The sequence below is a fragment of the Microbacterium excoecariae genome (assembly GCF_011326725.1).
GTDB lineage: Bacteria > Actinomycetota > Actinomycetes > Actinomycetales > Microbacteriaceae > Microbacterium > Microbacterium excoecariae.
Map to the genome: position 1 here is coordinate 1,854,586 of NZ_JAANCO010000001.1, position 24,369 is coordinate 1,878,954.

28 protein-coding genes and 1 tRNA gene are annotated in these 24,369 nt (G+C 68.0%); 6 read left to right on the top strand and 23 right to left on the bottom strand.

The window, feature by feature from the left end; genetic code table 11:
• Positions 1 to 95: 95 nt before the first annotated feature.
• The 10 genes from gltX to prfB form a co-directional block, all read right to left on the bottom strand.
• Positions 96 to 1,604, bottom strand: a complete 1,509-nt coding sequence (gltX, locus tag G8E01_RS08640) for a glutamate--tRNA ligase (protein ID WP_166318546.1) — start codon at positions 1,602 to 1,604, stop codon at positions 96 to 98.
• Positions 1,605 to 1,634: 30 nt separating this feature from the next.
• The gene (locus G8E01_RS08645) at positions 1,635 to 2,837 is read right to left on the bottom strand and encodes an MFS transporter (RefSeq protein WP_420826122.1); all 1,203 of its coding nucleotides are present in this window, start codon (positions 2,835 to 2,837) and stop codon (positions 1,635 to 1,637) included.
• A gap of 2 nt (positions 2,838 to 2,839) precedes the next feature.
• Positions 2,840 to 3,604: a fumarylacetoacetate hydrolase family protein gene (locus G8E01_RS08650; RefSeq protein ID WP_166318552.1), complete on the bottom strand. Its 765-nt coding sequence runs from the start codon at positions 3,602 to 3,604 to the stop codon at positions 2,840 to 2,842.
• A gap of 56 nt (positions 3,605 to 3,660) precedes the next feature.
• Positions 3,661 to 4,767 (bottom strand): branched-chain amino acid aminotransferase, encoded by a 1,107-nt coding sequence (locus tag G8E01_RS08655; protein ID WP_166318555.1) that lies wholly within the window; start codon positions 4,765 to 4,767, stop codon positions 3,661 to 3,663.
• A gap of 38 nt (positions 4,768 to 4,805) precedes the next feature.
• A complete protein-coding gene (locus tag G8E01_RS08660) occupies positions 4,806 to 5,858 on the bottom strand; it encodes a 3-isopropylmalate dehydrogenase (RefSeq protein WP_166318558.1) in 1,053 nt (350 codons plus the stop codon).
• Between the two features lie 40 nt (positions 5,859 to 5,898).
• Entirely contained in the window at positions 5,899 to 7,434 is a 1,536-nt protein-coding gene (locus G8E01_RS08665; protein ID WP_166318561.1) for an MFS transporter, read from the bottom strand.
• A gap of 98 nt (positions 7,435 to 7,532) precedes the next feature.
• On the bottom strand, positions 7,533 to 9,122 hold the full coding sequence (gene serA, locus G8E01_RS08670; RefSeq protein ID WP_166318564.1) for a phosphoglycerate dehydrogenase: 1,590 nt from the start codon (positions 9,120 to 9,122) through the stop codon (positions 7,533 to 7,535).
• A 102-nt stretch (positions 9,123 to 9,224) separates the two neighbouring features.
• Entirely contained in the window at positions 9,225 to 9,572 is a 348-nt protein-coding gene (locus G8E01_RS08675; RefSeq protein WP_166318567.1) for a hypothetical protein, read from the bottom strand.
• Complete coding sequence (locus G8E01_RS08680) at positions 9,569 to 10,045, bottom strand: DNA polymerase III subunit gamma/tau (protein WP_166318569.1); 477 nt, start codon at positions 10,043 to 10,045, stop codon at positions 9,569 to 9,571. Before G8E01_RS08680 ends, G8E01_RS08675 begins: the two co-directional genes overlap by 4 nt.
• 9 nt (positions 10,046 to 10,054) lie before the next feature.
• The gene (gene prfB / locus G8E01_RS08685) at positions 10,055 to 11,164 is read right to left on the bottom strand and encodes a peptide chain release factor 2 (protein ID WP_166318571.1); all 1,110 of its coding nucleotides are present in this window, start codon (positions 11,162 to 11,164) and stop codon (positions 10,055 to 10,057) included.
• A 63-nt stretch (positions 11,165 to 11,227) separates the two neighbouring features.
• Between prfB and G8E01_RS08690 the strand changes: the two genes are divergently transcribed.
• Positions 11,228 to 12,517: an MFS transporter gene (locus tag G8E01_RS08690; RefSeq protein ID WP_166318574.1), complete on the top strand. Its 1,290-nt coding sequence runs from the start codon at positions 11,228 to 11,230 to the stop codon at positions 12,515 to 12,517.
• Here the strand turns inward: G8E01_RS08690 and G8E01_RS08695 are convergent.
• The 7 genes from G8E01_RS08695 to G8E01_RS08725 all read right to left on the bottom strand — a co-directional run bounded on the left by G8E01_RS08695 (position 12,514) and on the right by G8E01_RS08725 (position 16,494).
• Positions 12,514 to 12,927: a pilus assembly protein TadG-related protein gene (locus G8E01_RS08695; RefSeq protein WP_166318577.1), complete on the bottom strand. Its 414-nt coding sequence runs from the start codon at positions 12,925 to 12,927 to the stop codon at positions 12,514 to 12,516. The two genes, G8E01_RS08690 and G8E01_RS08695, sit on opposite strands and share 4 nt — an antisense overlap.
• Positions 12,924 to 13,364 carry a TadE family protein gene (locus G8E01_RS08700; RefSeq protein ID WP_166318580.1) on the bottom strand — a complete coding sequence of 147 codons (441 nt, stop codon included), beginning with the start codon at positions 13,362 to 13,364 and terminating at the stop codon, positions 12,924 to 12,926. The genes G8E01_RS08695 and G8E01_RS08700 overlap by 4 nt, the downstream gene beginning before the upstream one ends.
• Positions 13,339 to 13,716 carry a TadE/TadG family type IV pilus assembly protein gene (locus G8E01_RS08705; RefSeq protein WP_205827256.1) on the bottom strand — a complete coding sequence of 126 codons (378 nt, stop codon included), beginning with the start codon at positions 13,714 to 13,716 and terminating at the stop codon, positions 13,339 to 13,341. The genes G8E01_RS08700 and G8E01_RS08705 overlap by 26 nt, the downstream gene beginning before the upstream one ends.
• 237 nt (positions 13,717 to 13,953) lie before the next feature.
• Entirely contained in the window at positions 13,954 to 14,724 is a 771-nt protein-coding gene (locus tag G8E01_RS08710) for a hypothetical protein (RefSeq protein ID WP_166318586.1), read from the bottom strand.
• Positions 14,725 to 14,761: 37 nt separating this feature from the next.
• Positions 14,762 to 14,968, bottom strand: coding sequence for a helix-turn-helix domain-containing protein (locus G8E01_RS13125; protein WP_420826123.1), 207 nt, complete (start codon positions 14,966 to 14,968; stop codon positions 14,762 to 14,764).
• Positions 14,969 to 14,986: 18 nt separating this feature from the next.
• Positions 14,987 to 15,559 carry a hypothetical protein gene (locus G8E01_RS08720; RefSeq protein WP_166318592.1) on the bottom strand — a complete coding sequence of 191 codons (573 nt, stop codon included), beginning with the start codon at positions 15,557 to 15,559 and terminating at the stop codon, positions 14,987 to 14,989.
• Between the two features lie 263 nt (positions 15,560 to 15,822).
• Positions 15,823 to 16,494 (bottom strand): hypothetical protein, encoded by a 672-nt coding sequence (locus G8E01_RS08725; RefSeq protein ID WP_166318595.1) that lies wholly within the window; start codon positions 16,492 to 16,494, stop codon positions 15,823 to 15,825.
• Between the two features lie 652 nt (positions 16,495 to 17,146).
• Between G8E01_RS08725 and G8E01_RS08730 the strand changes: the two genes are divergently transcribed.
• The 4 genes from G8E01_RS08730 to G8E01_RS08745 all read left to right on the top strand — a co-directional run bounded on the left by G8E01_RS08730 (position 17,147) and on the right by G8E01_RS08745 (position 18,695).
• Positions 17,147 to 17,767 (top strand): hypothetical protein, encoded by a 621-nt coding sequence (locus G8E01_RS08730; protein WP_166318598.1) that lies wholly within the window; start codon positions 17,147 to 17,149, stop codon positions 17,765 to 17,767.
• A 97-nt stretch (positions 17,768 to 17,864) separates the two neighbouring features.
• The gene (locus tag G8E01_RS08735) at positions 17,865 to 18,074 is read left to right on the top strand and encodes a hypothetical protein (RefSeq protein WP_166318601.1); all 210 of its coding nucleotides are present in this window, start codon (positions 17,865 to 17,867) and stop codon (positions 18,072 to 18,074) included.
• Complete coding sequence (locus tag G8E01_RS08740; protein ID WP_166318603.1) at positions 18,071 to 18,409, top strand: hypothetical protein; 339 nt, start codon at positions 18,071 to 18,073, stop codon at positions 18,407 to 18,409. The genes G8E01_RS08735 and G8E01_RS08740 overlap by 4 nt, the downstream gene beginning before the upstream one ends.
• 34 nt (positions 18,410 to 18,443) lie before the next feature.
• Positions 18,444 to 18,695, top strand: a complete 252-nt coding sequence (locus G8E01_RS08745) for a hypothetical protein (protein WP_166318606.1) — start codon at positions 18,444 to 18,446, stop codon at positions 18,693 to 18,695.
• A 27-nt stretch (positions 18,696 to 18,722) separates the two neighbouring features.
• On the opposite strand, the gene G8E01_RS08750 is transcribed toward G8E01_RS08745, so the two are convergent.
• The 5 genes from G8E01_RS08750 to G8E01_RS08770 are packed head-to-tail and all read right to left on the bottom strand — an operon-like array spanning position 18,723 to position 22,705.
• Positions 18,723 to 19,571, bottom strand: coding sequence for a nucleotidyltransferase domain-containing protein (locus tag G8E01_RS08750; RefSeq protein ID WP_166318609.1), 849 nt, complete (start codon positions 19,569 to 19,571; stop codon positions 18,723 to 18,725).
• Entirely contained in the window at positions 19,568 to 20,083 is a 516-nt protein-coding gene (locus G8E01_RS08755; protein ID WP_166318612.1) for an SLATT domain-containing protein, read from the bottom strand. Before G8E01_RS08755 ends, G8E01_RS08750 begins: the two co-directional genes overlap by 4 nt.
• 4 nt (positions 20,084 to 20,087) lie before the next feature.
• Positions 20,088 to 21,251 carry a DUF262 domain-containing protein gene (locus G8E01_RS08760; protein WP_166318615.1) on the bottom strand — a complete coding sequence of 388 codons (1,164 nt, stop codon included), beginning with the start codon at positions 21,249 to 21,251 and terminating at the stop codon, positions 20,088 to 20,090.
• Complete coding sequence (locus G8E01_RS08765) at positions 21,248 to 22,276, bottom strand: adenine-specific methyltransferase EcoRI family protein (RefSeq protein ID WP_166318618.1); 1,029 nt, start codon at positions 22,274 to 22,276, stop codon at positions 21,248 to 21,250. The genes G8E01_RS08760 and G8E01_RS08765 overlap by 4 nt, the downstream gene beginning before the upstream one ends.
• 15 nt (positions 22,277 to 22,291) lie before the next feature.
• Positions 22,292 to 22,705, bottom strand: coding sequence for a hypothetical protein (locus G8E01_RS08770; RefSeq protein ID WP_166318621.1), 414 nt, complete (start codon positions 22,703 to 22,705; stop codon positions 22,292 to 22,294).
• A gap of 110 nt (positions 22,706 to 22,815) precedes the next feature.
• On the opposite strand from G8E01_RS08770, the gene G8E01_RS08775 reads away from it, so the two are divergent.
• A tRNA-Leu gene (locus tag G8E01_RS08775) sits at positions 22,816 to 22,897 on the top strand.
• Here G8E01_RS08775 and G8E01_RS08780 read toward each other — a convergent pair.
• The gene (locus tag G8E01_RS08780) at positions 22,879 to 24,321 is read right to left on the bottom strand and encodes a sugar porter family MFS transporter (protein WP_166318624.1); all 1,443 of its coding nucleotides are present in this window, start codon (positions 24,319 to 24,321) and stop codon (positions 22,879 to 22,881) included. The genes G8E01_RS08775 and G8E01_RS08780 overlap by 19 nt on opposite strands.
• Between the last annotated feature and the right edge of the window lie 48 nt (positions 24,322 to 24,369).

The following is a 24,369-nucleotide window of genomic DNA, read 5'->3' on the forward strand; positions in this document are numbered from 1 at the left end:
CTCGCCGTCACAAGTGACCAGCTTACCCGATCCGGCGCGAGGGGGCCAAACCGGGCGCGGATCCGGGGCGTGTCGCACCCGGATCCGCGCGTCTCTCAGGCGGTAAGCCGGGCGGCAAGGTCGCGCAGCCGCGCGACGGTGCGCTCGCGGCCGAGCAGCTCCATCGACTCGAACAGCGGCGGCGAGACCTGGCGACCCGAGACGGCCACGCGCGGCGGGCCGTACGCGACGCGGGGCTTGAGCCCCATGCCGTCGATCAGGGCGGCCGACAGCGCCTCCTGGATCCGCTCGGTCGTGAACTCCTCGAGCGACGCGAGCGCATCGGCGGACGCCACGAGCACGGCGGGGGCGTCGTCCTTCAGCTTCGAGACGGCCTGCTCGTCGTAGTCGACCTCGTCGGCGAAGAGGAAGCCCAGCATGCCCGCGGCGTCGCCGAGGAGCTGGAGGCGCGACTGCACGAGCGGCGCCGCGGCCGCCACGAGGGCGAGCTCGGCCTCGGAAGGCTCCTCCCCCAGCACGCCGCCCTGCTGCAGGTACGGCACGAGGCGCTCGGCGAAGTCGGCCTCGCCGAGCAGCCGGATGTGGTCGCCGTTGATCGACTCGGCCTTCTTCTGGTCGAAGCGCGCGGGGTTCGGGTTGACGTCGGTGATGTCGAACGCCGCGACGAACTCGTCGAGACCGAACACGTCGCGGTCGGGCGCGATGGACCAGCCGAGGAGCGCGAGATAGTTCAGCAGACCCTCGCGCACGAAGCCCTTGTCGCGCTGCAGGAACAGGTCGGCGCGCGGGTCGCGCTTGGACAGCTTCTTCGTGCCGTCTCCGAGCACGAGCGGCATGTGCCCGAAGCGCGGGATGAAGGTCGCCACGCCGGCCTCGATGAGCGCCCGGTAGAGCACGATCTGGCGCGGCGTCGACGGCATGAGGTCCTCGCCGCGCAGCACGTGCGTGATCCCCATCAGCGCGTCGTCGACGGGGTTAACGAAGGTGTACAGCGGCACGCCGTTGGGGCGGACGATGACGAAGTCGGAGAAGGACCCCGCCGGGAACGTGACCTCGCCGCGCACGAGGTCGTCGTACGTGATGTCCTCGTCGGGAACCTTGAGGCGCAGCGCGGGCTGGCGGCCCTCGGCGCGGAACGCCGCGCGCTGCTCGTCGGTGAGGTCGCGATCGAAGTTGTCGTACCCCTGCTGCTTCGCGCGGCCGGCCGCCTCGTTGCGCTGGTCGATCTCTTCCGCGGTCGAGTAGCTCTCGTAGACGAGCCCCTTCTCGATGAGCGAGGCGAGCACCTCGCGGTGGAGGTCGTGGCGCTCGCTCTGGCGATACGGCGCGTGCGGGCCGCCCACCTCGACGCCCTCGTCCCAGTCGATCTCGAGCCAACGCAGCGCCTCGAGGAGCTGCTGGTAGCTCTCCTCGCTGTCACGGTTCGCGTCCGTGTCCTCGATGCGGAACACGAGCTTGCCGCCGTGGTGCCGGGCGAAGCCCCAGTTGAACAGCGCGGTGCGGATGAGGCCGACGTGCGGCAGGCCGGTCGGCGACGGGCAGAATCGGACGCGAACGTCGCTGCCGGTGGCCGTCGTGGTGCGGGGATCGGGTGCAGAAGACATCGACTCGATCCTAGTTCGCTCTGCGCCCCCTCACCTGCGACCGAGCGGAGAGGCCGCCGCGATAACGGCCACGATCGCGAGGGAAGCGAGCGCCAGCCCTCCGTACCCGATGAGCGCGAGCACGCCGCCCGCGGCGACGGCGCCGATGCCGCCGACGAGATTCATGGTGAGGTCGCTACGCCCCTGACGCGCGACCCGCACCTCCGGCGCGGAGGCCTCGGTCAGGAGGGATGCCCCGGCCACGGTCGCCGCACTCCACCCCAGGCCGAGGAGCACGAGGGCGATCGTCACGGCGAGCGCGTTGTCCTGCCCGAGCGCGGCGATCACGAGCGAGGCGGCAAGGATCCCCTGCCCGAGGAGAATCGTGGCGACACGGCCCACGCGGTCGGCGAGCAGCCCGAACACGGGCGACAGCGCGTACATCCCGGCGATGTGGAGGCTGATCGTCAGCCCGATGATGTGGAGGGCCGCGCCGTGGCTGGCGAGGTGCACGGGCGTCATCGCCATCACGGCGACCATGACCGCGTGCGAGCCCGCCACGGCGAGGATCGCGAAGCGCGCGGCGACGGGACGGTCCGGGCGCCGCGCCCGCGCCTGCCCGCTCGCCTCGCGCGCGAGCTGAGCGGCAAGGCGCAGCGGATCCGGCCGCAGGAAAACGAGGTACAGCGCGAGCGCCGCGAGCTGCGCGGCGATCGAGAACACGTACGGGCCGGTCAGCTCCGGCATGCCGAGCGCGCGCCCGATCGACTCCCCCGGCCCGGTGAGGTTCGGACCGAGCACGGAGCCCACCGTCGTCGCCCAGACGACCAGCGACAGATCGCGCCCGCGCGTGCGCTCGGTCGCGAGATCGGCGGCGGCGAACCGCGACTGGAGGTTTGCCGCCTGCCCCGCACCGATGAGCGCGAAACCGGCGAGCAGCAGGACGAACGCGCCGATCGCAGTCGCCGCGACGACGGTGAGGATCCCGACGAGCGCCACGATCATCCCCGTCGCGAGAGACAGGCGCCGGCCCGCCCGGCGAGCGAGGCTCGCGAGCGGCACCGCCACGATCGCCGCACCGAGGGTCATGCCCGCCGTCGACAGGCCCGACAGGGCCTCGGATCCGGAGACCTCGGCCGCCAGCAGGGCCCCGAGCGAGATCGTGACGCCGGTCGCGATGCCGCCGAGCACCTGCCCGACGGACAGGACAAGGACCGTGCGGCGCTGAACGGCGGCGAGGTCGCCGCCCGGCACGCTCACGCGTCGCGCGCGGAATTGCGCAGAACGCCGATGCCCGGCACCTCGACCTCGACAACATCGCCCGCGACGAACGGCCCCACGCCCTCCGGCGTGCCCGTGAGGATCACGTCGCCCGGGAGCAGGGTGAACGCGGCGCTGACATACTCGATGATCTCGGGGATCGAGAAGATCAGGTCCGTGAAGGATCCGCGCTGGCGCTCCTCGCCGTTCACGCGCGTGATGATCTGCTCCGAGGCGAGATCGAGATCGGTCTCGATCGCCGGGCCGAGCGGGCAGAACGTGTCCATGCCCTTCGCCCGTGCCCACTGCCGATCCGGCCCCTGGAGGTCGCGCGCCGTGACGTCGTTCGCCACCGTGTAGCCGAAGATCACCTGATGTGCGTCGGCCGCAGGAACGTTCTTCGCGATAGAGCCGATGACGACGGCCAGCTCGCCCTCCCACTGCGTGTCGCTCGTCTGCGGGGGCCGGACGATCGAGTCGCCCGGGCCGATGACCGACGTGTTGGGCTTGAAGAACAGCAGCGGCTCGGCGGGGACGTCGTTGCCCAGCTCCTCCGCGTGCGCGCGGTAGTTGCGCCCCACGCACACGACCTTCGAGCGCGGGATGACGGGAGCCAGCAGAGCGACGTCGCCGAGCGAGACCCGCTCGCCCGTCGTGTCGAAGCCGGCGAGCATCGGATCCCCCGCGAGGACGACGAGCTCGGTCCCGTCGACGATGCCGAATCGGATGGCGTCCTTGTGGCTGAACCTGGCGATCTTCACCCGATCAGCCTAGCGACGGCTGCGGGCCGGGGCATCCGCCCCGGCCCGCGCTCCGCTTACGCGTCGAGGCGTCGCAGCCAGCCGCGCGTGTCCTCGCGCCGCCCGTACTGGATGTCCGTGAGTTCCTCGCGCAGCGACAGCCCGAGGGATCCCTGCGGCTGGTCGTCCGAGAAGCCCTCGCCCATGAGCCGCCCGATCGGCGTGACGACCGCGGCCGTGCCGCACGCGAACGCCTCCACGATGTCGCCCGAGGCGACGCCGTCCCGCCACTCCGCGAGCGAGACGCCGCGGCGCTCGACCGCGTGCCCGCGATCCGCCGCGAGCTCGAGGATGGAGTTGCGCGTGATCCCGTCGAGGATGCTCCCCGAGTCGGGCGTGACGAGCGTGCCGTCCTTCTTCACGAACACGATGTTCATCCCGCCGAGCTCCTCGACGTTGCCGCGCTGGTCGAGGAAGACGACTTGGTCGCAGCCCTTCTCGGCGGCCTCCGCCTGCGGGAGCAGGCTGGCGGCGTAGTTCCCGCCCGTCTTCGCCGCGCCCGTGCCGCCCTCGGCCGCGCGGGCGTAGCGCTCGCTCAGCCAGATCGTCACGGGCGTCACGCCGCCCGTGAAGTAGGAGCCGGAGGGGCTGCCGATCAGGTAGAAGCCATACTTCTTCGCCGGCCGCACGCCGAGGAACGCCTCCTTCGCGAACATGAACGGGCGCAGGTACAGCGTCTGGTCGGCACCCGAGGGCACCCAGTCGCCGTCGACCGCAATGAGCTCGTGGAGGGCCTGCAGGAAGAAGCGCTCCGGCAGCTCCGGCATGGACATGCGCTTCGCGCTCCGGTTGAACCGGCGCGCGTTCTGCTCGGGGCGGAAGGTGTAGATGCCGCCGTCGGCGTGGCGGTACGCCTTCATCCCCTCGAAGACCTCCTGCGCGTAGTGCAGCACGGCCGCGGCCGGGTCCAGCGAGATGGGGCCGTAGGCCTGGACGCGCGGGCGGTGCCACCCGCCGCGCTCGGACCAGCAGACGTCGACCATGTGGTCGGTGAACACGGTGCCGAAGCCCGGGTCCTGCAGGAGCGCCTCCCGCTCGTCCGCCGAGCGGGCGGCGGAGTTGCGGGTCACCTGGAAGGCGAGGCGATCGGGGGCGGCGAGCGGGAGGGATCCGGGAAGGGTCATGACGTGTCCTGTCTGCGCGGGGCGCGGGAAAGAAGAAATCAGGCGGTGAGGCGCGCCGCGATGGCGTCGCCGATCTCGGCCGTCGTGCGGGCCGCGCCGGTGCGAGCGGCGATGTCCTCCTCGATGGCGCGCGTCACGCGCTGCGCCTCGGCCGCGAGCCCGAGGTGATCGAGCAGGAGGGCGACCGAGCCGATCGCCGCGGTGGGATCGGCCTTCTGGAGGCCCGCGATGTCCGGGGCCGAGCCGTGAACGGGCTCGAACATCGACGGAAACTCGCCGGACGGATTGAGGTTGCCCGAGGCGGCGAGACCGATGCCGCCGGTGATCGCCCCGGCGAGGTCGGTGAGGATGTCTCCGAAGAGGTTGTCGGTGACGATGACGTCGAAGCGGCTGGGGTTCTCGACCAGGTGGATCGTCGCCGCGTCGATGTGCATGTAGTCTACGCCGACCTCGGGGTGCTCCCCCGCGACCTCGTCCACGACGCGCCGCCACAGCGCGCCCGCGTTCACGAGCACGTTCGTCTTGTGAACGAGCGTCAGGCGGCCGCGGCGTTTCTCGGCCAGGTCGAACGCGTACTCGACCACGCGCCGCACGCCGTGGTCCGTGTTGACGCTGAGCTCGTTGGCCACCTCGTGGCGGGTCCCCGCGCGGAGCGTGCCGCCGTTTCCGACGTACGCGCCCTCGGTACCCTCGCGCACCACCACGAAGTCGACCTCGCCCGGGTCCCGCAGCGGGCCCGGCACCGACGGGAATAGCCGCGTCGGGCGAAGGTTCACGTGGTGGTCGAGCGCGAACCGCAAACCGAGCAGCAGGCCGCGCTCGATGTTCGCGCCAACGAGGCGCGGGTCGTTCGGCACGCCGCCGACGGCGCCGAGCAGAATCGCGTCGTGGGCGGCAAGAGAGGCGAGGTCGGCGTCGGTGAGGACATCACCCGTCGCGAGGAAGCGGTCGGCGCCGAGCGAGAACCGCGTCTTTTCGAACGCCACGTCGGTGCCCGCGGTGACGGCGTCGAGGACCTTCTCGGCCTCGGCGACTACCTCGGGACCGATCCCATCGCCGGGGACGACGGCCAGTTTCACGACGCGCGACATGCTTCTCCTTGCTCTGGTGAGGGCGAGCCGACGGCGTCCATCACCGGGACGCCTGCGACCGGCTCCGTCCCAGCGTAGCCGCCGCGACGACGCTCGCGATGACGAGCAGGGCCGCCCCGATGAGCGAGGTGACGACGACGCCCCCGTCGAACGCCGAGGTGGCCGCCTGGCGCAGCGCGTCGCCGAGGGCTCCCCCGATCTCCTCCGCGCCGTTCACGGCGCCCGCGAGCGTCTCCTGGGCCTCGGCGGAGATGTCGGCGGGTACGCCCGGGGGGAGGACGAGCGCGGCCCGGTACCACGCGGTGAGGATCCCGCCGAGGATCGACGTTCCGAGCACCGCCCCGAACTCGTACGCCGTCTCGCTAATGGCGCTCGCCGCGCCCGCCTTCTCGGGCGGGGCGGACGAGATGATCAGCTCGCCGGACACCGTCTGCGCCGCGCCGGTCCCCGCCCCCATCAGGACGAACGCCACGACGAGCGCGGTCAGGTCGTGGGCGCCGGCGACCGCGACGAGCACGAGACCCGCGACCGCCAGCACGAGGGTGGCCGGCACGACGCGCGAGGCCGGGAATCGACGGGCGATGGGCGTCACGATGAATCCGCTCGCGATCGACATCACGGCGCCCGGGATGAGCGCGATGCCCGCCCACATCGGGGTGAGTCCGACGACCATCTGGAGGTGCTGCGAGACGAAGTAGAGGAACCCGATGTACGCCATGATGCAGCACAGGTTCACGGCGAGGGACCCGGAGAACTTCGGGCGGCGGAAGAGCGACATGTCGAGCATGGGGTGCAGGATCCGCCGCTGCCGGCGGATGAAGAGCCACCCGAACACCAGCCCGACGGCGAGCGGTGCGGCGCCGACCCAGCCCGCGACCGCGACCTCCTTGATGCCGTAGGCCAACGGCGCGAGCGCGAGCATGGACAGCAGGATCCCCCACCCGTCGATCGGGCCGGGCCGCGGATCCCTGCTCTCCTTCACGAAGACCGGCGCGAGGATCAGCATGAGCGCGAGGATCGGCACGGCCAGGAGGAAGACGCTCTGCCACGGGAAGTGCTCGATGAGGATCCCACCGACGATGGGGCCGAGCGCGCCGCCCGCGGCGAACATGCCGGACCAGGCGGCGATCGCGACGCGGCGCTGATCGCGCTGCCGGAAGGTCGACCGGAGGAGAGACATCGTCGACGGCATGAGCGCCGCGCCGAAGACGCCCATGCCGGCGCGGGCGGCGATGAGCCACCCCGCGGTCGGTGCGAACACCGCCGCGACCGAGACGAGCGTGAAACCGATCGCGCCGATGAGGAGGATCCGTCGTCGGCCGAGACGGTCGCCCAGGCTGCCGGCCGTCACGAGCAGCCCGGCCAGCACGAGCGAATACGCGTCGATGATCCAGAGCTGCTCGATGCTCGACGGCTCCAGGTCGCGGGCGATCGCCGGGAGCGCGAAGTTGAGGATCGTGTTGTCCATCGACACGAGCAGCACCGGCAGCATGAGCACGACGAGCGCCGCCCAGCCGCGCCAGTCGGCGCGCGGGCCGTCGGTCGCGATCTGATCCGTCGGCGTCGGCATCGTCATTGTCCTGCTCCTTGTGTACTCTCGTGCGGCCCTCGCCCCGGCAGAAAACGCCCCGCTCGCCGGACGCGAGCGGGGCGTTTCCTGCGGGGTGTGCGTCCTTAGTCTTCGACGATCTCGATCTGGCGGATCACGCGCGCGTCGATCGTGCGCCCGATCTCGGCGACGAGCTCGTCCGGCACGCGCGAGTCGACCGTGACGACCGACAGCGCCTCGGCGTTCGCGCTCCGCGCGACCTGGAGGCCGTCAATGTTGATGCCCTTGTCGCCGAACTGCTCGGCGTACACCGCGACGATGCCGGGCCGGTCCGTGTAGATCATCACGAGGTGGTGGTCCGCGAGCGGCACGTCGAGCTCGTAGCCGTTGATGCCGACGAGCTTCTGCACCATGCGCGTGCCCGCGAGCGTGCCCGCGACGCTCAAGACCGTGCCGTCGGCGAGGGTTCCCGTGAGCGTCGTGAGGTTGCGGAACTCGGGGCTGTCGTGCTCCACCGTCAGGCGCGACTCGATGCCGCGCTGCTCGGCGAGGACCGGCGCGTTGACGTAGGAGACCTTCTCACTCACGACGCTCGTGAGAATCCCCTTCAGCGCCGCCAGACGGTACACGCTCACGTCGTAGTCGGCGAGCTCGCCGCGCACGTCGATCTCGAGGCTCGTGAGCGCGCCGTGGGCGAGGCCACTGAAGACCTGTCCGAGCTTCTCGACGAGCGCGATGCCGGGCCGCACGAACGGGTCGATGACGCCGCCCGCGACGTTGACGGCGTCGGGCACGAGGTCGCCCTCGAGCGCGAGCTTGACCGAACGCGCGACCGACACGCCCGCCTTCTCCTGCGCCTCCGCGGTGGAGGCGCCGAGGTGCGGGGTCACGACGGCGCGCGCCTGGCTCGTGAGCGACCGGTCAGCCGGCGGCTCGCTCGTGAAGACATCGATGCCGGCGCCGGCGATCTCGCCCGCCTCGAGGGCGGCGGCCAGGGCGTCCTCGTCGATGAGGCCGCCGCGCGCGACGTTCACGACGTAGGCGGTCGACTTCATCGCCTTCAGCTCGGCGGCGCCGATCATGCCGGTCGTCTCGGGCGTCTTCGGCATGTGGATGGTGAGGAAGTCCATCTGCTGGACGAGGTCCTCGAGCGACAGCAGCTCGACGCCGAGCTGCTGCGCGCGCGCCGCCGTGACGTAGGGGTCGTAGGCGACGACGCGCATCCCGAAGGCCTGCATGCGCTGCGCGACGAGCGCGCCGATGCGGCCGAGGCCGACGACGCCGAGCGTCTTCTCGTAGAGCTCGGTGCCCGTGAAGGAGCTGCGCTTCCACTCGCCCGCCGAGAGCGACGCGTGGGCGGCGGGAATCCGACGGGCCAGGCTGATGATGTGGCCGCAGGTGAGCTCGGCGGCCGAGATGATGTTCGAGGTCGGGGCGTTGACGACCATGACACCCGCCGTCGTCGCCGCCTTGATGTCGACGTTGTCGAGGCCGACGCCCGCGCGGGCGATGACCTTGAGCTGCGGCGCGTGCGAGATCGCCTCGGCGTCCATCTTCGTCGCCGAGCGGATGAGCACGGCGTGCGCCTCGGCGAGCGCCTCGAAGAGCGCGGAGCGATCGGTTCCGTCAACCGATCGCACGTCGAAATCGGGGCCGAGCGCCTCGATCGTTGCGGGTGAGAGCTGTTCTGCGAGCAGGACGACGGGCTTCGACACGGTGAATCCTTCGGGGGTGACGCTGCGATGGGACGGCACGCGTGCGCGGCACGCGACCGTGGCCCCAGCCTAGCGCCGCGTGGGCGCCGGGCGGGACGGCTGCTATTGGAAGACCACCTGCGTGGTCGTGTACGCCTGCGCGTTCAGCCAGAAGACCGCGACGACGCCCAGGCCGACGACGAGGTAGAGGGCGAGGCGCCACCACCCGGCGCGGCGGCCCAGCAGAACAGCCACGACGAACAGGGCCACGGGCAGGGCGATCGTCATGACCATCGCGATCCACGCGAACGGCGTGAGGGATCCCCCCGCCGCGCTCGCGGTCTGGGCCATCACGACGAGGTAGGACACGCCCGCCCACATGGCGTAGGCGTAGAACAGCCCCGCGATGCCGCTGATCGTCGCCACGACCCAGCCGGGCGTGCCGCTCCGGCGCGTGTGTTCCTCGGTCACTGCCCGATCACCCCCACCATCACGAACGGCCACGGCACGAGGACGACCACGCCCGCGACAAGCGCCGCGAATCGGATCCATGCGGGGCGCGAGCGGGTGGCCACGAGCGCCGCGACGAACCACAGGAGGGGCGCGAGCATCGCGAGATACATGCTGCCCTGGAAGATCACGTCCGCGACGCCGCCGGTGGCGAGCTCGATCCATTCGCGCAGGCGCGAGCTGCCGAGGATCCATCCCAGCGTCCAGAGCGCGTAGACCCCGCCGAGCACGCCGTAGGCGACGAGGGCGACGTTGCCGATCCCGCCGGCGGCCGGTTCGGCCTCCGCGTCGAGCGGCTCGTGCGCGCCGGTCTCGTCCAGCGCGGCGCCGGGCGGGGCCGGCCGGGCGGCGCGTTCGCGCGCGGACCCGGTCGGCGTCAGCGTCGGGTCGTCGTCGCCCTCCCAGGTGAAGGCGTCGTCGTCAGAGGTCGCCACGGGCCCGGCTCACTCGTCGTCGGACCGCTTGCGCCAGCGGATTCCGGCGTTGATGAGGCCGTCGAGGTCGCCGTCGAACACGTGGTCCGGCTGCGACATCTCGAAGCCGGTGCGCAGGTCCTTCACGAGCTGCTGCCCGTAGAGGAAGTAGGAGCGAATCTGGTCGCCCCAGCTCGCCGTGATCGTGCCGGCGAGCTCCTTCTTCTTTGCCGCCTCCTGCTCCTTCTGGAGCAGCAGCAGGCGCGTCTGGAGCACCCGCATGGCGGCCGCGCGGTTCTGAATCTGCGACTTCTCGTTCTGCATCGAGATGACGATGCCCGTCGGGAGGTGCGTGATGCGCACCGCCGAGTCGGTCGTGTTGACCGACTGGCCGCCCGGGCCCGAGGAGCGGAAGACGTCGACGCGGATGTCGTTCTCCGGGATGTCGACCTCCTTCGCCTCCTCCATGAGCGGGATGACCTCGACGGCCGCGAAGCTGGTCTGCCGCTTGTCGGCGGATCCGAAGGGACTGATGCGCGCGAGGCGGTGCGTGCCCGCCTCCACCGACAGCACGCCGTAGGCGTAGGGGGCGTCGACCTCGAAGGTCGCCGACTTGATGCCCGCGCCCTCGGCGTACGAGGTGTCCATGACCTTCACGGGGTAGCCGTGGCGCTCTGCCCAGCGCAGGTACATGCGCATAAGCATCTCGGCGAAGTCGGTCGCGTCGTCGCCGCCGGCGCCCGACCGGATCGTGACGACCGCGGAGCGCTCGTCGTACTCGCCGTCGAGGAGCGTCTGCACCTCGAGATCCGCGACGTCCTTCTCGAGGGAGGCGAGCTCGGCGCGCGCCTCGGCGGCGGCGTCCTCGTCCTCCATCTCGTTCGCGAGATCGACCATGACCTCGAGATCGTCGAGCCGCTGCCCGACGCCCGAGACCTTGCGAATGGCGGCCTTGCGGTGGCTCAGCGCGCTCGTGACCTTCTGCGCGTTCTCCTGATCGCTCCAGAGGTCGGGGTCGGCGGCCTGCTCCTCGAGCCGCGCGACCTCGGCGCGCAGGGTCTCGACGTCGACCACCTCGGAGATGGTGTCGTAGGTGGTGCGCAGGGCCTGGATGTCGGCGGACAGATCAAGTTCAAGCATGACCAGCGAAGCTTATCGCGCCGCCGCTGTGACCGGGCCTCGGCGCGCTAGCGTGGGCTCTCGATGAGTGACGATGAGGCGCCGGGAGCCCGCGAGGCGATCCGCCGCTACTGGCCGATGATCTACGCGCCGACCGCGCTGTATTCGATGGGGGTGGGGTCCCTCGTCCCCGTCCTCCCGACGATCGCGGGAGACCTCGGAGCCACGCTCGCGACCGCGGCCCTCGTCGCCGCGGCGCTCGTGGTGGGTCAGCTCGTCGGCAACATTCCCGCCGGCGCTCTCGTCGCGCGCGTGGGCGAGCGGCGCGCGATGATCGCGGCCGCGCTCGTCGAACTCGGCGGCATCGCCACGATGCTCCTCGCCCCGGGCGTGCCCGTGCTGGCGGCCGGGGCGCTTGTGGTGGGCGGCTGCGCCTCGGTGTTCGCGCTCGCGCGGCACGCCTTCATGACGGCGCGCGTGCCGTTCGCGTCGCGCGCGCGGGCGCTCGCCCTCGTCGGGGGATCCTTTCGCTTGGGGACCTTCACGGGGCCCGTCATCGCCGCCGCGCTCATCTGGGCGACGGGATCCGAGCGCTCGACGCTCTGGTTCTTCGGCGCGTGCACCCTTGGGGTCGCGTTCCTCGTCGCCTTCGGCCCCGATCCGGAGGAGAAGGCGCGGGCGGCAGAGCGCCTCGCTGCGCGCGACGCCGACGCGGAGGACACGGGCGAGCCGGTGACCGGCTCGATCCCCGCCGACGAGCGCACGGGGCTGTTTCGCACGATCTGGCGCCACCGCCACGTGCTGTCGCGCCTCGGGCTCGCGGCCGCCTCCCTCGCCGCGGTGCGCGCGGGCCGGCAGGCCGTCCTCCCGCTGTGGGGCCTCTCGATCGGGCTCGACTCCGCGAACACCGCGCTCATCGTCGGCGTCGCGGGCGCCGTGGAGTTCTCCCTGTTCTACGCGAGCGGCCAGGTCATGGACAGGTTCGGACGCATCTGGGCGACGGTTCCTTCCCAGGTCTTGATGGGATCCGCCTTCTTCAGCCTGGCCTTCACGCACGAGCTCGGCACCTCCGCGATGTGGTTCGGGGTGTTCGCGGTCGTCGTCGGCGTCGGCAACGGGCTGTCCTCTGGAGCGCTTTTGACGCTCGGAGCCGACGTCGCCCCGCGCGAGAACACGGCGGGATTCCTCGGCGCGTGGCGGACCCTCACCGACGGTGGCGCCGCCCTCACGCCGCTAATCGTCTCGGCGCTCACGGCGGCCGCGTCGTTGCCCGTCGCCACCGGCGCCGTGGGACTCGTCGGCCTCGCCGGAGCGGTGGGATTCTGGCGCTGGGTACCGCGCCACGGCTCGCGCCCGCCGGGTGCGTTGCGCTAGCCCGCCAGCGCCGTGCGCCCCGTGCCCGTGGCCGACAGCCAGACGCCGTCCGGCACGAGCGCCGCGACGAGGAACGGCTCCCAGCGCGCGGCCACGACGACGCGGGCGGTCCCGCCCGCGGTCACGTCGAGCGCCTCGATGCGGGCGTCGTCCGGGGACAGCGCGACGATGTCGGCGGCCTGCGACCGGGCGCGCTCCGCGTCGAGGCGGATCCCCACCCCGCCGCCCGAGGGCACGACGACGAACCCCTCCGTCGCCGCGAGGGCGGCCGCATCGGCCGACGCGTCGAGCCGCTTCTGCGCGAGGTAGAGCGACGTGGCGTTCGCGCACACGAGGATGAGCGCCAGCGCGAGCGCGACGTAGCCGGCCACGAGCGGGAGCACGCTGCCGTCGTCGTCGCGGGCCCTCACGGCACGGCCGCCCGCTCGACGCGGAAGGCGGCGCGCGCCTCGATCGGAACCGCCGCGGCGTCCTGGAGCCCCCACACGTCCGGCACGAGCGGGAGCGCGACGCGCGTGGAGATCGTGACGACGACGATGGCGCCCGCCTCGGGGCACGCGGCGCGCGCGTTCTCGCACTGGACACTCATGTCCACCGCCTGCGGATCCAACCCGTATGCGGCTGCCGCGTCGACGCGGACCGCCTCGGGCGCCCCGGCCGCCCCGCTCGCGACCGACCGGGCGACGAGGCGCGCCGTCGTCTCGGCGCCGAGGGCGGCGTTCTGCAGGGCCGACAGCGCGACGACAAGATAGACGAGCGGCACGAGGAGGACGAGCCCCGCCACGAGAAACTCCAGGGACGCGCTCCCGCGCTCCGCGTCGTCATCCGAACACCTCCGCGGGAGCACGGGCGGTCACCTCCGTCCCGCGCGCGGGCCCGAGGAAGCCCACGAGCGGCAGCGTCGCGTCGATGCGCACGGTGATCACCGCGACGCCGCTCGATGTGCCGCGTTCGAACGCGACGGAGTCGATGGCGTCGTGGCCTACGGCCCTCTCCACGAGCGCCCGCGCCCGGGCCTCCGCCTCGGCGGGGGTCGCGTCGGCGAGGGCGGCATGGAAGGCGGCCTCCACCGCCGCGTCCTGCACGACGTTGCGGACGTACGCGGCGAGGCCGAGCTGCACCACGCCCAGCGTGAACGTGGTGAGGAGCACGCTCACGAGGAGGAACTCGACCGTCGCGGATCCGCGCTCGTCCCGCATGCGTCTCACATGCCCGTGACGCGGGAGATGGCCTGCTCGAAGACGCCCGTGAGCGCCGGGCCAGCCAGGGCCCAGATCACGACGACGAGCCCGGTCATGACATTCTCAGGGTAATCGTCGTCGATCCCACCCCCCCACCTACCCAAAATCGCCCAAAGCCCCGTGTGCAGGTAGTAGTCGGCCTCCGCACGTGCGCGCATTTTTGAGGGATCGCGCCCGACCGCCCTAGCCTTGCGGTCAGCCGCCGTCTACCACTTGACGGTGTTCGCTCTGTTCCCGGTCACGGCGCTTCGCAATTGCCTCAGCGCGCTTAACGCTCTGCTTCGCGATGTAGCGCGTCAGGGCGCCGATTCGATGAGTGCTCGCGAGCTGGTATCGCCGCGCGACGAATTTCGCATCCTGCAATTGCATTTCGCGATAGAGCTCACGCATAAGGACCTCACGAAAATACGTATCTAGCTTGGTCACGTTTCGTAGACCCGCACGCGCGACTTCCAAATTCTGATCTGTCTGCACCGAGTTAAACGCGTCGACAATTTTTGCGCGCGTGTTATCAATCTCAATTATCTTGTTAGAGACCTCTACATCCGCGTGAACTTGTGCCTCCGAGAGCGTGACTCGCCATGCTTCCGTTGCAATCTTGACTCGCTCGCTTAGTGCATCGGAGGCCGATCTGATGGAAATTTTCACGGCTTGCGGCATGCTTTCCGGCGATGAATCGTCTGGCAAGGCTTGCCGGATCTGATCCAAAACAGAGCCCCAGTCTTGCACCAGACGGCTGGTGGCTATGCCAAGCTCGTTAACCGCCGTAATAGTTCGGACCCGAAACTGTCGAAACTCGCTCGATTCATCCTCTTGCACTTCGATGAGGCGCAAACGAAGGCTAGTTCTTGCGGTCATCCACCCCCCGAACATGATTCCAACCACCCCGAATATGGCTGGAAGGAAGCTACTCAGAATGTCCACCGAGATCGCAAGTGCCATTTCCGAATCACCCTCAAACGTCATGGCTGGAGCGTAACGCGCGACCGCGGCGTGAGGTGTATCAATCATCGAGCGGGCCGAACCACTCGGCTGCGTCGTATCCAAGCGCTCCGCCGACGCGGTGCCACGCCCTCAGGCCGTCCGCCCAGTCGCCACGTTCCCCGGATTCCATGTGTCTAAGCGTCGCAATGCCCACGCCGGACCGTTCAGACAGTTCCTGGAGGCTCAGCCCGCGCTCCTCACGGATCGCGCGCAACCACGCCCGCATCGCGTACACCGACGCTCCTCACGACCTTCGATATGTCAGCGCAGCACGAGTCTCGTCATTGCTCAGCGAATGCGCACGCCCCTCAACAGCTCCAGCCGCGAAGTTGATGCCATGGTAGGCGCCGTGCATGCTGTCGAGCGCGAGGTCAACTGCTTCAAACACGACCCCGAGAGCGCCTTCCGCACTGTCCTGGGTGTACTCACGCCGAAATCGCGCGATTGCAGACGCGTTCGCCAAGGCGCGCGAAGCTGTGTTGATTCCCACAGCGGCCGCGTAGTCGCGAATGCGCACGACCGCGCCAGCGACCTTTGACGCGTACTCGCGCTGCCAGATCGACTCGTAGACAGCATCTTCGCCACTCGCGCCGATCGCCACTTCGCGAAACCGGGTGAATAGATCCATTAGCTCGCGAATCTCGGCTCGCTGCTCCTCGCGCTCCTCGCGGGCTACTTGCGAGGCCTCGTCTCGCGCATGCTGTTCAGCGTCATTCTTGCCCCGACGCCGCTCCAAGGCGATATTCGCCCCCTGAGTCACGACGACACCGACCAGCGCCGACAGGGCGGGTAGCGCAAAGGACCAGAACTCAGACACACCTGAACTGTACCCGCGAGCGCGTGGCACGAAATGCTGGCAGCTCACTTCGACGCGAGGAAAACGGGACTGCTGCAGGGGTAGGTGACAGGTTGTAGTCACGCCGCAAACAAGCACAACGCCAATCGAAGGGGGCTGGGCGTGAACCTCGACGCATCGAGTGACCCCGGTGATGAGCAATTGCAGGCAGGCTGCAAATCCCTCGCGGTTACTCCGCACACCTGAAGTCCCGCCCGCAGGTGGCGGCGTGCTCGATCGAGCGTCTACTGGGCGGCGCGTTCTGGGCCGACCCCGCCAAAGCCATCCATCGCCTGCGAGATCAGCGTTGACAGCTCAGCACTGATGCTCGTGAGCCGATCTCGCAGTCCGACCAGCTCGGCCTCGTTGATGTACCGGACGGTATATCCGGGGACATCATTGCCGAACGATTGTTTCATCGCGACGTATCCATCCTGCGAGAAGGCGTTCTGCTTCCCCAGTAGGAACTTCGCGTCGACGTAGACGCCGTGGACGATGTAATGACGGAAGTCCAATGCATCCGTGAAGCGCTCGTGCAACTCGTCGGGGATCTTGCCCTTGAGCTTTCTGAGCAGCCTGGTGCTAGTAGATCCGAACCCATCGACGGCCTTGTCGAGGTCGCCACTGCGTAGTTGTAGCAACTCGCTCGCATGTTCCTCGGCGACAGCGCAGCAGATCACGACCTCACCGATCAGCTCATTCAGCCGAGGCGGAAGGTTCGTGACCGATGGAGCTTGCTCGGCAACGTGATGTCCAGTGCGCAGGGCATGCATCCGGTATTCAAGCAACTGTTGCAATCGCTTCAGTTCAGCGATCGTGGCCGCTCCGGTAGTCATGCGGAAGATGAGTTCGTCGGCTTCGTCCTGCCACTGCTCGGCCGTCAGTGCAAAGCCGAATGTGGTCTGCCCGTCATCCATTAGGAACCCCGATTGCCATGACCTCAACGTACCCTTGCCAGGGCCGCAACGGAGGTTGACGAGACGTCGCTATTCCGAGCCGCGAACAGCGTGGATCATCCATAGGTTCCTTGCTATCCCTGGCCAACCGAATCACTGCGCCAGCAGAGCGCCGACAGCTCTGTTGGCGCTGAAGAGCACTAAGGCACCGACGAGGAAGGCCGATCGCTGGTGGTCGACGTACATAAAGCCGAGGGCTGGTGGCACGTGCATCGGGCCTACGCCGGCGATCTCGAGGGCCTCACAGACCACACGGAGCCCCGATAATCGTCCGTCCTTCGACGTAGAGTCGAGCCCTTGAACGGGGATCAGGACGAGATGGCGACCGCAACGAACGACCGACCGAGGCGGAGTGCTGGAAGCAGTTCTGGGAAGCCGTGGCCATCCTGTGGCTCGAGCTGCCGCCGGAGATCCAGCGGGAATACGCAGAGAAGTATCCGAAGGACTCGAAGCGTCCTCCGAATCCGTTGTTTCCGGTGGGCTCCTAGAGCCAACACGACAGCGGATGGCGCACAGCCGCCGACGGGTCAGGAGCTGACATCGCGACCACGGCCCGGCGTCCGGGCTCCGTAGAATTGCCGGTTCATGGAACCGACCAGAAGGCATTGACCAGATGACGGACTTCACGTCGCACCGGGCGCAGGTACAGATCTTCATCAGCACGAGCGCGCACCACCGGCCGAGGATTCGGCGAAGCGCGATCCTGGTGCTCCTGGGCGTGCCGCTGCTCGTGCTGGGGATCTACCTGGTGGTCAACGACCTGCCTGAGATGACGGTGCGCAAGGCCGAGATCTGGTTCAGCGCCGGGCCGCTGATCCTCGGGGCCGTGGGCCTGGTCTTCGGCGCGTACGGCCTGGTGACCAGCATCCCCGCGGCGATGCGCACCGGCGACGACGCGATCGACCTGGAGCTCGGCCAGGATGGCGTCATCGTCCGCGGCGGCCACGTGATCCCGTGGGCAATGATCAAGGGTGCTACTGCGGTCCAGTACATCAATAGCGCCAAGGCGCAGCTCTTGTGGGACGGAAAGCATCTGAACCGGGCGCTGGTGCTGCGGGTCAAGGAACCGCGGGACGTCCCGGGGGCCGCGTCGAAGGACGGCAAGCACACGGTCCGGATCAGGCTGCAGCACTACGCCGCGGCCGAGTACCAGAAGCTCTTCGTGCAAGTCGTAGCCAAGCTCAGGTCCAACGGGATCCAGGTGGTGGAGGACAAGAAGCACAAGCAGACGTGATCGGGAGACGCCGCTCATCGCGACCTGCCCGCCTGCCGGTGTATTGAGCGAGTGCGAGTCCGGCACTGCGAAAGGGAAGACGCATAGAGTCATGACCATGGAGTACGACGAGCTCGGCGATCTGGACGGCGTACCGATCCGCACGCCCAAGGATCAGGGCTACCGCACCTGCGCCGAGTGCGGCGGCGACTGCGAGCCGGATCCCAGCGTCGGCTCCGATGGGCTGGGCGTGCGCATCGCATTCGTCTGCCCGAGGCACGGCGTGCAGAGCATCGGCGACCCGTTCGAGGAGGAGAGGCGACGATGATCGGCGGGTTCTTCAGCGTCAACGCGACCAACATCGGCCATGCGGCCATGCGGGCTGCTTCCAGGCCCATTGCCGAGGATGCGCCGGCTGAGATGAAGCTGGTGCTGCGCACGGAGGACTCCGGCCGCGAAGAGGTCTACATCGAGGTGAGCACCCCGCAGGGCTTCGTGCGCCACATCCGCATCGGCCAGGCCAAGGTCTGGGGGATCCTGCAGATCGAGGACACGGCAGCGATGAAGGCGGCGTGCCAGAGCTTCATCGACGACCGGGCGGAGCATGCCCGCCAGGCGGTGCTGGATGCCCAGGAGCATGCAGCGCAGGCAGGCCAACGGTGATCTAGTGTCGGAGGCTGCTGGCAGGATGGCTGGCATGAGCACAGGCGCAGCCAGGACAGCCGACGTCGTCCACCACCTGTACCCGAACGGCCCGGCAGTAGATCTGGTGCCCTACTGCGGCGCTCTGCCCGGGCGCGACGAGCTGACTGGGGACTGGAACACCGGGCACGACCGAGACGAGCTTCTGCAGTGCCTGGGCTTCGGACTGCCGGTATACATGGTGTGCGCGTCGCCGGAAGCCCTGGGCGGCTTCACGCCGCTGATCCTCAGCGACGACAAGAGCTGAGCTGGCGAGTTTTCGCGAGACAGTCACTTACCCCTGCACATTGAACAGCCGGACGTAGTGGGCAACGGCGCTGGCATGATCGCCCACGTCGGAGGCGTCCTTCGCCAGCGCTGCTAGGCGTGCCGCCTCTTCGATTGCGTACTTCGCCATGATCGACTCGGCCAAGCTGCTCGTCCCGGTCACGATCCGACGCCCGTAGTTGGTGGGGTCATTCATATCGCGAAGGCCATCACCCGTGAGACCCTTGAAGAAGTCCCTCAGGTCCCAGTCATAGATGATGATCGAGTTGCTCAGCGCGTATTGAGCCGTACGCATCTCCAGATAGAACGAGGCGAGCGGGACAGAGTTCCAGGCCTTCCAGGTCTTTACGAGGCGGATCAAGCTCTTCGCCCGGCCATCGGTCGCCTTCTGAGCCTTGTTCACATAGTCAAGGTGGACGGCAGGGTTACTGCGGATCCAGCCGGTTCCGCTGGGATCGGGGATGTCATAGTCGTCGGTTTCCCTGAAGTAGGCCGGCGTGATCTCCACCGCGGGCGTGCCGTCGAAGTAGGTGATCCGAACTGCTGGACGATCGATATGGACGAGGCAATCTGGCAGCCCCCGAGCCAACGATGCCCGTAGCTGCTCCAACGCATCCCAAGAGTTCGTCGGCCTCAGCCCTGGCATCGTCACGAAGTAATCGACATCGCTGCTATTGCTGATGGCAGTGCCGTGGTGCCACGAGCCGGTCTCGCGCATCCGGACGATCTTGAGATCCGACTCAAGCCACGCCTCGATGGAAGACCGATGGCTGGCAGCTGCGACCCGTGCGTCCTCGTCGGGCGTCATGGCCTTGATGATCGACGCCAGCGTCGACTGCGCTGTTGCTTCGGTCATGCAGCATCGACCTTGAATCGCTGTCCGCCATCACGTTCGATGTTCCGCTTGGCGAGCAGATACGCCAGACGCGGGATCGGATCGGCGGCGTGGTTCAGATCGGACTCCCGTTCAGCAAGCTGTGCGAGGGAGTTGCGAAGCTCGGGCAGAGCATCCACGGGCATCTGAATGTCGCGCAGCCGACGGGCATCGTTGCGAAGAGAGGTGTAGTCGTTGCCGCTGCTCTGGGCACGCTCTGCGAGCCTGTCAGGGCGGGCACCAGTCATCAACGCAGCGGTGATCGCCGCCAGAACAGCCAAGACCCCGGAGGCCACCTGGCCCGCTGCAGCGAACGTGATCACAGCAGCGGCAGTGCTCAAGGCTGCAGCGAGAGCACCGAGCGTCCAATGCAACCCCCGCCAGAACTTCGCCGCCTCCAGCTGGCCCTGGGCCGAGTAGATGGCGCTCTCGTGGATCCGGGAGACCTCGACGCTGATCGCGTTTCTCTGGGTGGCCTCTGCCGCGTCCGCCACAGTGCTACCTGTTGCCCTTGGAGCGGTTGTGGGGAACGCAGAGCATCTCGCAGTTTCCGAGATTGGTGGGTCCATGCTTGGACCATGCCGTGACGTGATCCGCGTCCATCTCGCCGTAGCTGTAGATGCGCGTGGCGTTGTTGTTCGTGCCGCTGGCGCACATGGGGCAGTTCGAGACTCCCGCGTCTTCTGCCTGCTTGGTCTGCTTCTCGTAGGCAGCCAGCTTGGTCCTCTCATCGAAGACACGAACTTCGAGCAGCTTAGTCTCGACCTCGCCACCTAGGACGAACTCATAGATCCCGCGCTTGTTCTTGACGTCGACGTCGCCCATGAGCTCGGCGATCCGCAGCTCCAGATCGGCAGGATCGTAACTGCCATCCTTGAACTGCTTGTGCAGCGGACCCCACTTGACCGATTTCATTGGCGCGCGCTTCTTGGGGAACGTCGTCTCAACCCAGTCGATGACGCCCTTGAAGTACAGCCACAACTCGTTGGCATTCTTGTCGTGCTGGTGGGCAGCCATGTATTCATCGATCTTGCCGTCGTTGAGCCACTCGATGGCCGTCTCTAGGTAGTCCTGGCGAATTGGCGTTCCGGACATGTAGTCCGAGGCGATGCCGTAGGCAGGGCAGCCGTTCTTGCTGAAATACTTCTTGGCAGCGGTCACCCATGGCCCGTGGTAGACGGCGTTGCGGAGCTCCTGGTCTGTGAGCTTCTCGCCGGCGATGTTGATCGTCTTGAACCAGTCGAGCTTCTCGGAATCGGTGCCCTCGCAGAGGTAGACCATGAGCTCGTAGTCGAGGATCTGGTCCTGCTGGTCGCTCTGAAGGTTGTGGAAGGCGAGCTGGTGACCGTCGATTTCGATGGAGAAGTCACCCTCGACGTACTGGCAAATCGAGATGGTTCGCTGCTGGCCGTCGATGATCTCGTACTCGACGCCATCGTCGCCCGGCTCATCGATCACGGCCCAGTACATGACGTTCAACGGGAAGTCCCGGCGCAGCGTCTCCAGGACGGCGTCACGCTGCTTGTCCTTGTAGACGAACTCCCGCTGGTAAGGCGGACGCACGTCGAGCTTGCCCCCGCAAGCGCGGACGCCCAGCTCGTCGTTGTCTTCATAGCCCTCGATCAAGTCGCGGACCTTGATGCGCTGAAGCTCGATCTTCATAGTTGCTTGTTCCTGATCGCGAGACGCTCGTAGGTGCGACGATATGTACCGTCACCGTTGCTGAGGTAGAAGTTCGGGCCGCCCTGCGGGTAGCTACCCTTCGGTGCGAACTCCGACATCGGAGAGGCCAGTACGAGGCTGGTACCGAGGATCTCGAACTGGTCTGGGTTGTACTTCCCAAGGAACGTGATCGGCACACCCATCACGCCCGGGTAGTCCATCGGGATGTCAACCACCTTGGAGACTTCGATGCCGTCGAAATTGACGTAGCTCGGGTAGTCCTCAGGGCTGTACGTCTTGTAGAGAATGATCTCCTCGTGACGCTTGGCGTGGTCGAGGTTGGTGAACCATGCCGAGTTACCGATGGTCTGATACCGATGCCCGTGTTCGTCAGTGCGCTGACCGGTCTTCACCGGGGCGTCGTCAGCGATCCGGAACCACATCTGACCTGTTCCAGTTCGGGTGACACCCATCCACATCTTGTCGTCCTGAATGAACGGCCAGACCTCTTTGTACTTCAGTGCATTCAAATTCCCGATGATCAGGAACTTCTTGTCGTACTCCATCAGCTGAGCGACGTATTCACGGAAGAGCGAGAAGGGCGGGTTCGTCACGACAATGTCCGCCTGCTTGAGCAATGCAATGCTCTCCGCTGAGCGAAAGTCACCGTCGCCCTGGAAAGCCCTAGTCTCAATCTCGTCGCGCCCGGGGATTCGATCCCCGTCTTTGTCGCCGGTGTACTCGAGGTAGATGGCACGCTCATTGTCGCCAGTCGAGAACAGGTCGACGTCCTGACTTTTATAGCAGGCGGCGATGAGCTTCTTCAGTCCCAACTTCTCAAAGTTGTAGCTGAAGTAGTGGAAGAACTCTGATTCACGGGGGTCGTCACAGTTGAGGTAGACGACCTTGCCCTTGAAGTGCTTCTTGTAGTGACGGAGTTCCTTCTCGATGTCAGAGAGCTGTGTATAGAACTCGTCGAGCTTTGCCGAGCGAGCCTCCCCGAGACTCTTGTGCTTCCCCGCCACACGTACCCCGCTTCGCTATCCGGCCGTCTCGCACCGCCGGGCGCGGGGTGCGTCATCTGACAGGTGCATCCTATCGAAGGGGTGCGACGCGGCCTGGGATGTGCGACACGACGGTCGCCCTTTATCGAGGATCAGTTTTGCAGCTCGTGAGGGCCGGTTGATCCAGATCTCCTCGATCTCGTCGTCGTCGAGGAGCGGCTGCAGAGGCCCGTACCCCGACACGGCGGCGACGATCTCGCGCACCGCGGCCTCGCTGTCCTCGACCGCGCGACCGCCCGCGGCGAGGGCGCGATCGTTGTGGCGGCGCACCTCGGCGGCCGCGATCCGCGCCACGTCCGCGGGCAGCGCCTCGGCGCGCCCCAGCGCCGCGCGGTCTTCGCGCACGCGCTGCCGGACGCGGTCGGTGATCTCCTGCTGCGGTGTCGTCACGCCGCCAGCGTGACAGAGACGGCGGATCCGCCTCGAAAGTTATCCACACCCCGCCTCCGCGACGCGCGGGGCGGGGATCGCGCGAAAAGCCCGCCTAGACTAGAGGGGACGCGGGAGTGGTGAAATCGGTAGACACGCGGGATTTAGGTTCCCGTGCCTCACGGCGTGCGGGTTCAAGTCCCGCCTTCCGCACGGTTCCGTCGCCGCGACACCGGCGCCTCGTCGGACATCTCCTCGAGCTCCTTGCCCTTCGTCTCGGCCACGCGCCACCAGACGAAGAAGAACGACAGCACGGCGAAGAACGTGTAGAACCCGTACGCGAAGGTCAGGCTGATCTCGCTGAACACGGGGAACGTCGTGGAGATGAAGAAATTCGCGACCCACTGCGCGGCCGCCGCCACCGCGAGCGCCGAGGCACGGATCCGGTTCGGGAACATCTCCCCCAGCAGGACCCACACGACGGGCCCCCAGGTCGCGCCGAAGCCGACCACGAACAGGTTCGCCGCGACGAGGGCGATGAGCGCCCAGGGCTGGCCGAGGGTGACCTCGCCGCCGGAGGTCGTCGCGAACGAGAACGCGAGCGCCATCGTGCCGAGCGCTACGGCCATAAGCACGGACCCCGCGAGGAGCATCGCGCGCCGACCCACCTTGTCGACGAGGACGATCGCGACGATCGTCGTCACGATGTTCGTGACCGAGCTGATCACGCTCGTGAGCATGGCGCTCGACTCGTCGAAGCCCACCGACCGCCACAGCGTCGTCGAGTAGTAGAAGATCACGTTGATGCCGACGAACTGCTGGAACATGCTCAGCAGGATCCCCACCCACACGATCGGCTTGAGGCCGAACGTGCTGCCGACGAGGTCGCGGAGGCTTTCGCGCCGGTCGCTTGCGATGGAGCTGCGGATCTGATCGATGCGTCCGACGACGTCGACCTCGCCGGTGTAGGTCTCGAGGACCTCCGCCGCCTGATCCTCGCGCTCGCGCAGGACCAGGTAGCGGGGCGATTCCGGCAGCCGCAGGGCCAGCACGCCGTACACGATCGCCGGGATGGCCTCCGCCATGAACATCCACCGCCACGCGGGCAGGCCGAACCACAGGATCTCGGCGGCGCCGCCGCTCACCGCCGCGAGGACCGCGTTCGACAGCAGCGCCACGAAGATGCCGAGGACGATCGCGAGCTGCTGCAGCGATCCGAGCCGACCGCGGATCCGCGCGGGCGCGACCTCCGCGATGTACGCCGGCGCGATGACGGAGGCCGCACCGACCCCGATGCCGCCGACGACGCGCCAGGCGATGAGGTCCACGACGCCGAAGGCGAGGCCGGATCCGATCGCCGAGATGAGGAACAGCACCGCCGAGACGAGCATGACGGGGATCCGGCCGAAGCGGTTCGCGAGGGATCCGGCGAACCAGGCGCCGATGACCGAGCCCAGGAGCGCGGAGGAGACGGCGAAGCCCTTGAGCGCGGCGCCGAGGTCGAAGGCGCCCGCGAGCGCGTCGACCGCCCCGTTGATCACCGAGGTGTCGAAACCGAACAGGAAGCCGCCGAGGGCTGCCGCCAGGGCGATCCCAACGACGGGCCCGGTTCTCGGGCGAGGCACAGACTCGGCCATGATGTTCTCCTTCTCGTAGGGGCGGAGCGAACCTACCCCCGTGTCGAC

What these genes read in the sequence shown, in the direction of transcription:
- G8E01_RS08735 (WP_166318601.1), top strand. Translation starts at nt 17,865, where the DNA reads ATGGAGTACGACGAGCTCGGCGATCTGGACGGCGTACCGATCCGCACG.
- prfB (WP_166318571.1), bottom strand. Translation starts at nt 11,164, where the DNA reads ATGCTTGAACTTGATCTGTCCGCCGACATCCAGGCCCTGCGCACCACC.
- G8E01_RS08690 (WP_166318574.1), top strand. Translation starts at nt 11,228, where the DNA reads ATGAGTGACGATGAGGCGCCGGGAGCCCGCGAGGCGATCCGCCGCTAC.
- gltX (WP_166318546.1), bottom strand. Translation starts at nt 1,604, where the DNA reads ATGTCTTCTGCACCCGATCCCCGCACCACGACGGCCACCGGCAGCGAC.
- G8E01_RS08655 (WP_166318555.1), bottom strand. Translation starts at nt 4,767, where the DNA reads ATGACCCTTCCCGGATCCCTCCCGCTCGCCGCCCCCGATCGCCTCGCC.
- G8E01_RS08705 (WP_205827256.1), bottom strand. Translation starts at nt 13,716, where the DNA reads ATGCGGGACGAGCGCGGATCCGCGACGGTCGAGTTCCTCCTCGTGAGC.
- G8E01_RS08710 (WP_166318586.1), bottom strand. Translation starts at nt 14,724, where the DNA reads ATGACGTTTGAGGGTGATTCGGAAATGGCACTTGCGATCTCGGTGGAC.
- G8E01_RS08780 (WP_166318624.1), bottom strand. Translation starts at nt 24,321, where the DNA reads ATGGCCGAGTCTGTGCCTCGCCCGAGAACCGGGCCCGTCGTTGGGATC.
- G8E01_RS08750 (WP_166318609.1), bottom strand. Translation starts at nt 19,571, where the DNA reads ATGACCGAAGCAACAGCGCAGTCGACGCTGGCGTCGATCATCAAGGCC.
- G8E01_RS08725 (WP_166318595.1), bottom strand. Translation starts at nt 16,494, where the DNA reads ATGGATGACGGGCAGACCACATTCGGCTTTGCACTGACGGCCGAGCAG.
- G8E01_RS08760 (WP_166318615.1), bottom strand. Translation starts at nt 21,251, where the DNA reads ATGAAGATCGAGCTTCAGCGCATCAAGGTCCGCGACTTGATCGAGGGC.
- G8E01_RS08740 (WP_166318603.1), top strand. Translation starts at nt 18,071, where the DNA reads ATGATCGGCGGGTTCTTCAGCGTCAACGCGACCAACATCGGCCATGCG.
- G8E01_RS08660 (WP_166318558.1), bottom strand. Translation starts at nt 5,858, where the DNA reads ATGTCGCGCGTCGTGAAACTGGCCGTCGTCCCCGGCGATGGGATCGGT.
- G8E01_RS08730 (WP_166318598.1), top strand. Translation starts at nt 17,147, where the DNA reads ATGACGGACTTCACGTCGCACCGGGCGCAGGTACAGATCTTCATCAGC.
- G8E01_RS08665 (WP_166318561.1), bottom strand. Translation starts at nt 7,434, where the DNA reads ATGACGATGCCGACGCCGACGGATCAGATCGCGACCGACGGCCCGCGC.
- G8E01_RS08745 (WP_166318606.1), top strand. Translation starts at nt 18,444, where the DNA reads ATGAGCACAGGCGCAGCCAGGACAGCCGACGTCGTCCACCACCTGTAC.
- G8E01_RS13125 (WP_420826123.1), bottom strand. Translation starts at nt 14,968, where the DNA reads ATGCGGGCGTGGTTGCGCGCGATCCGTGAGGAGCGCGGGCTGAGCCTC.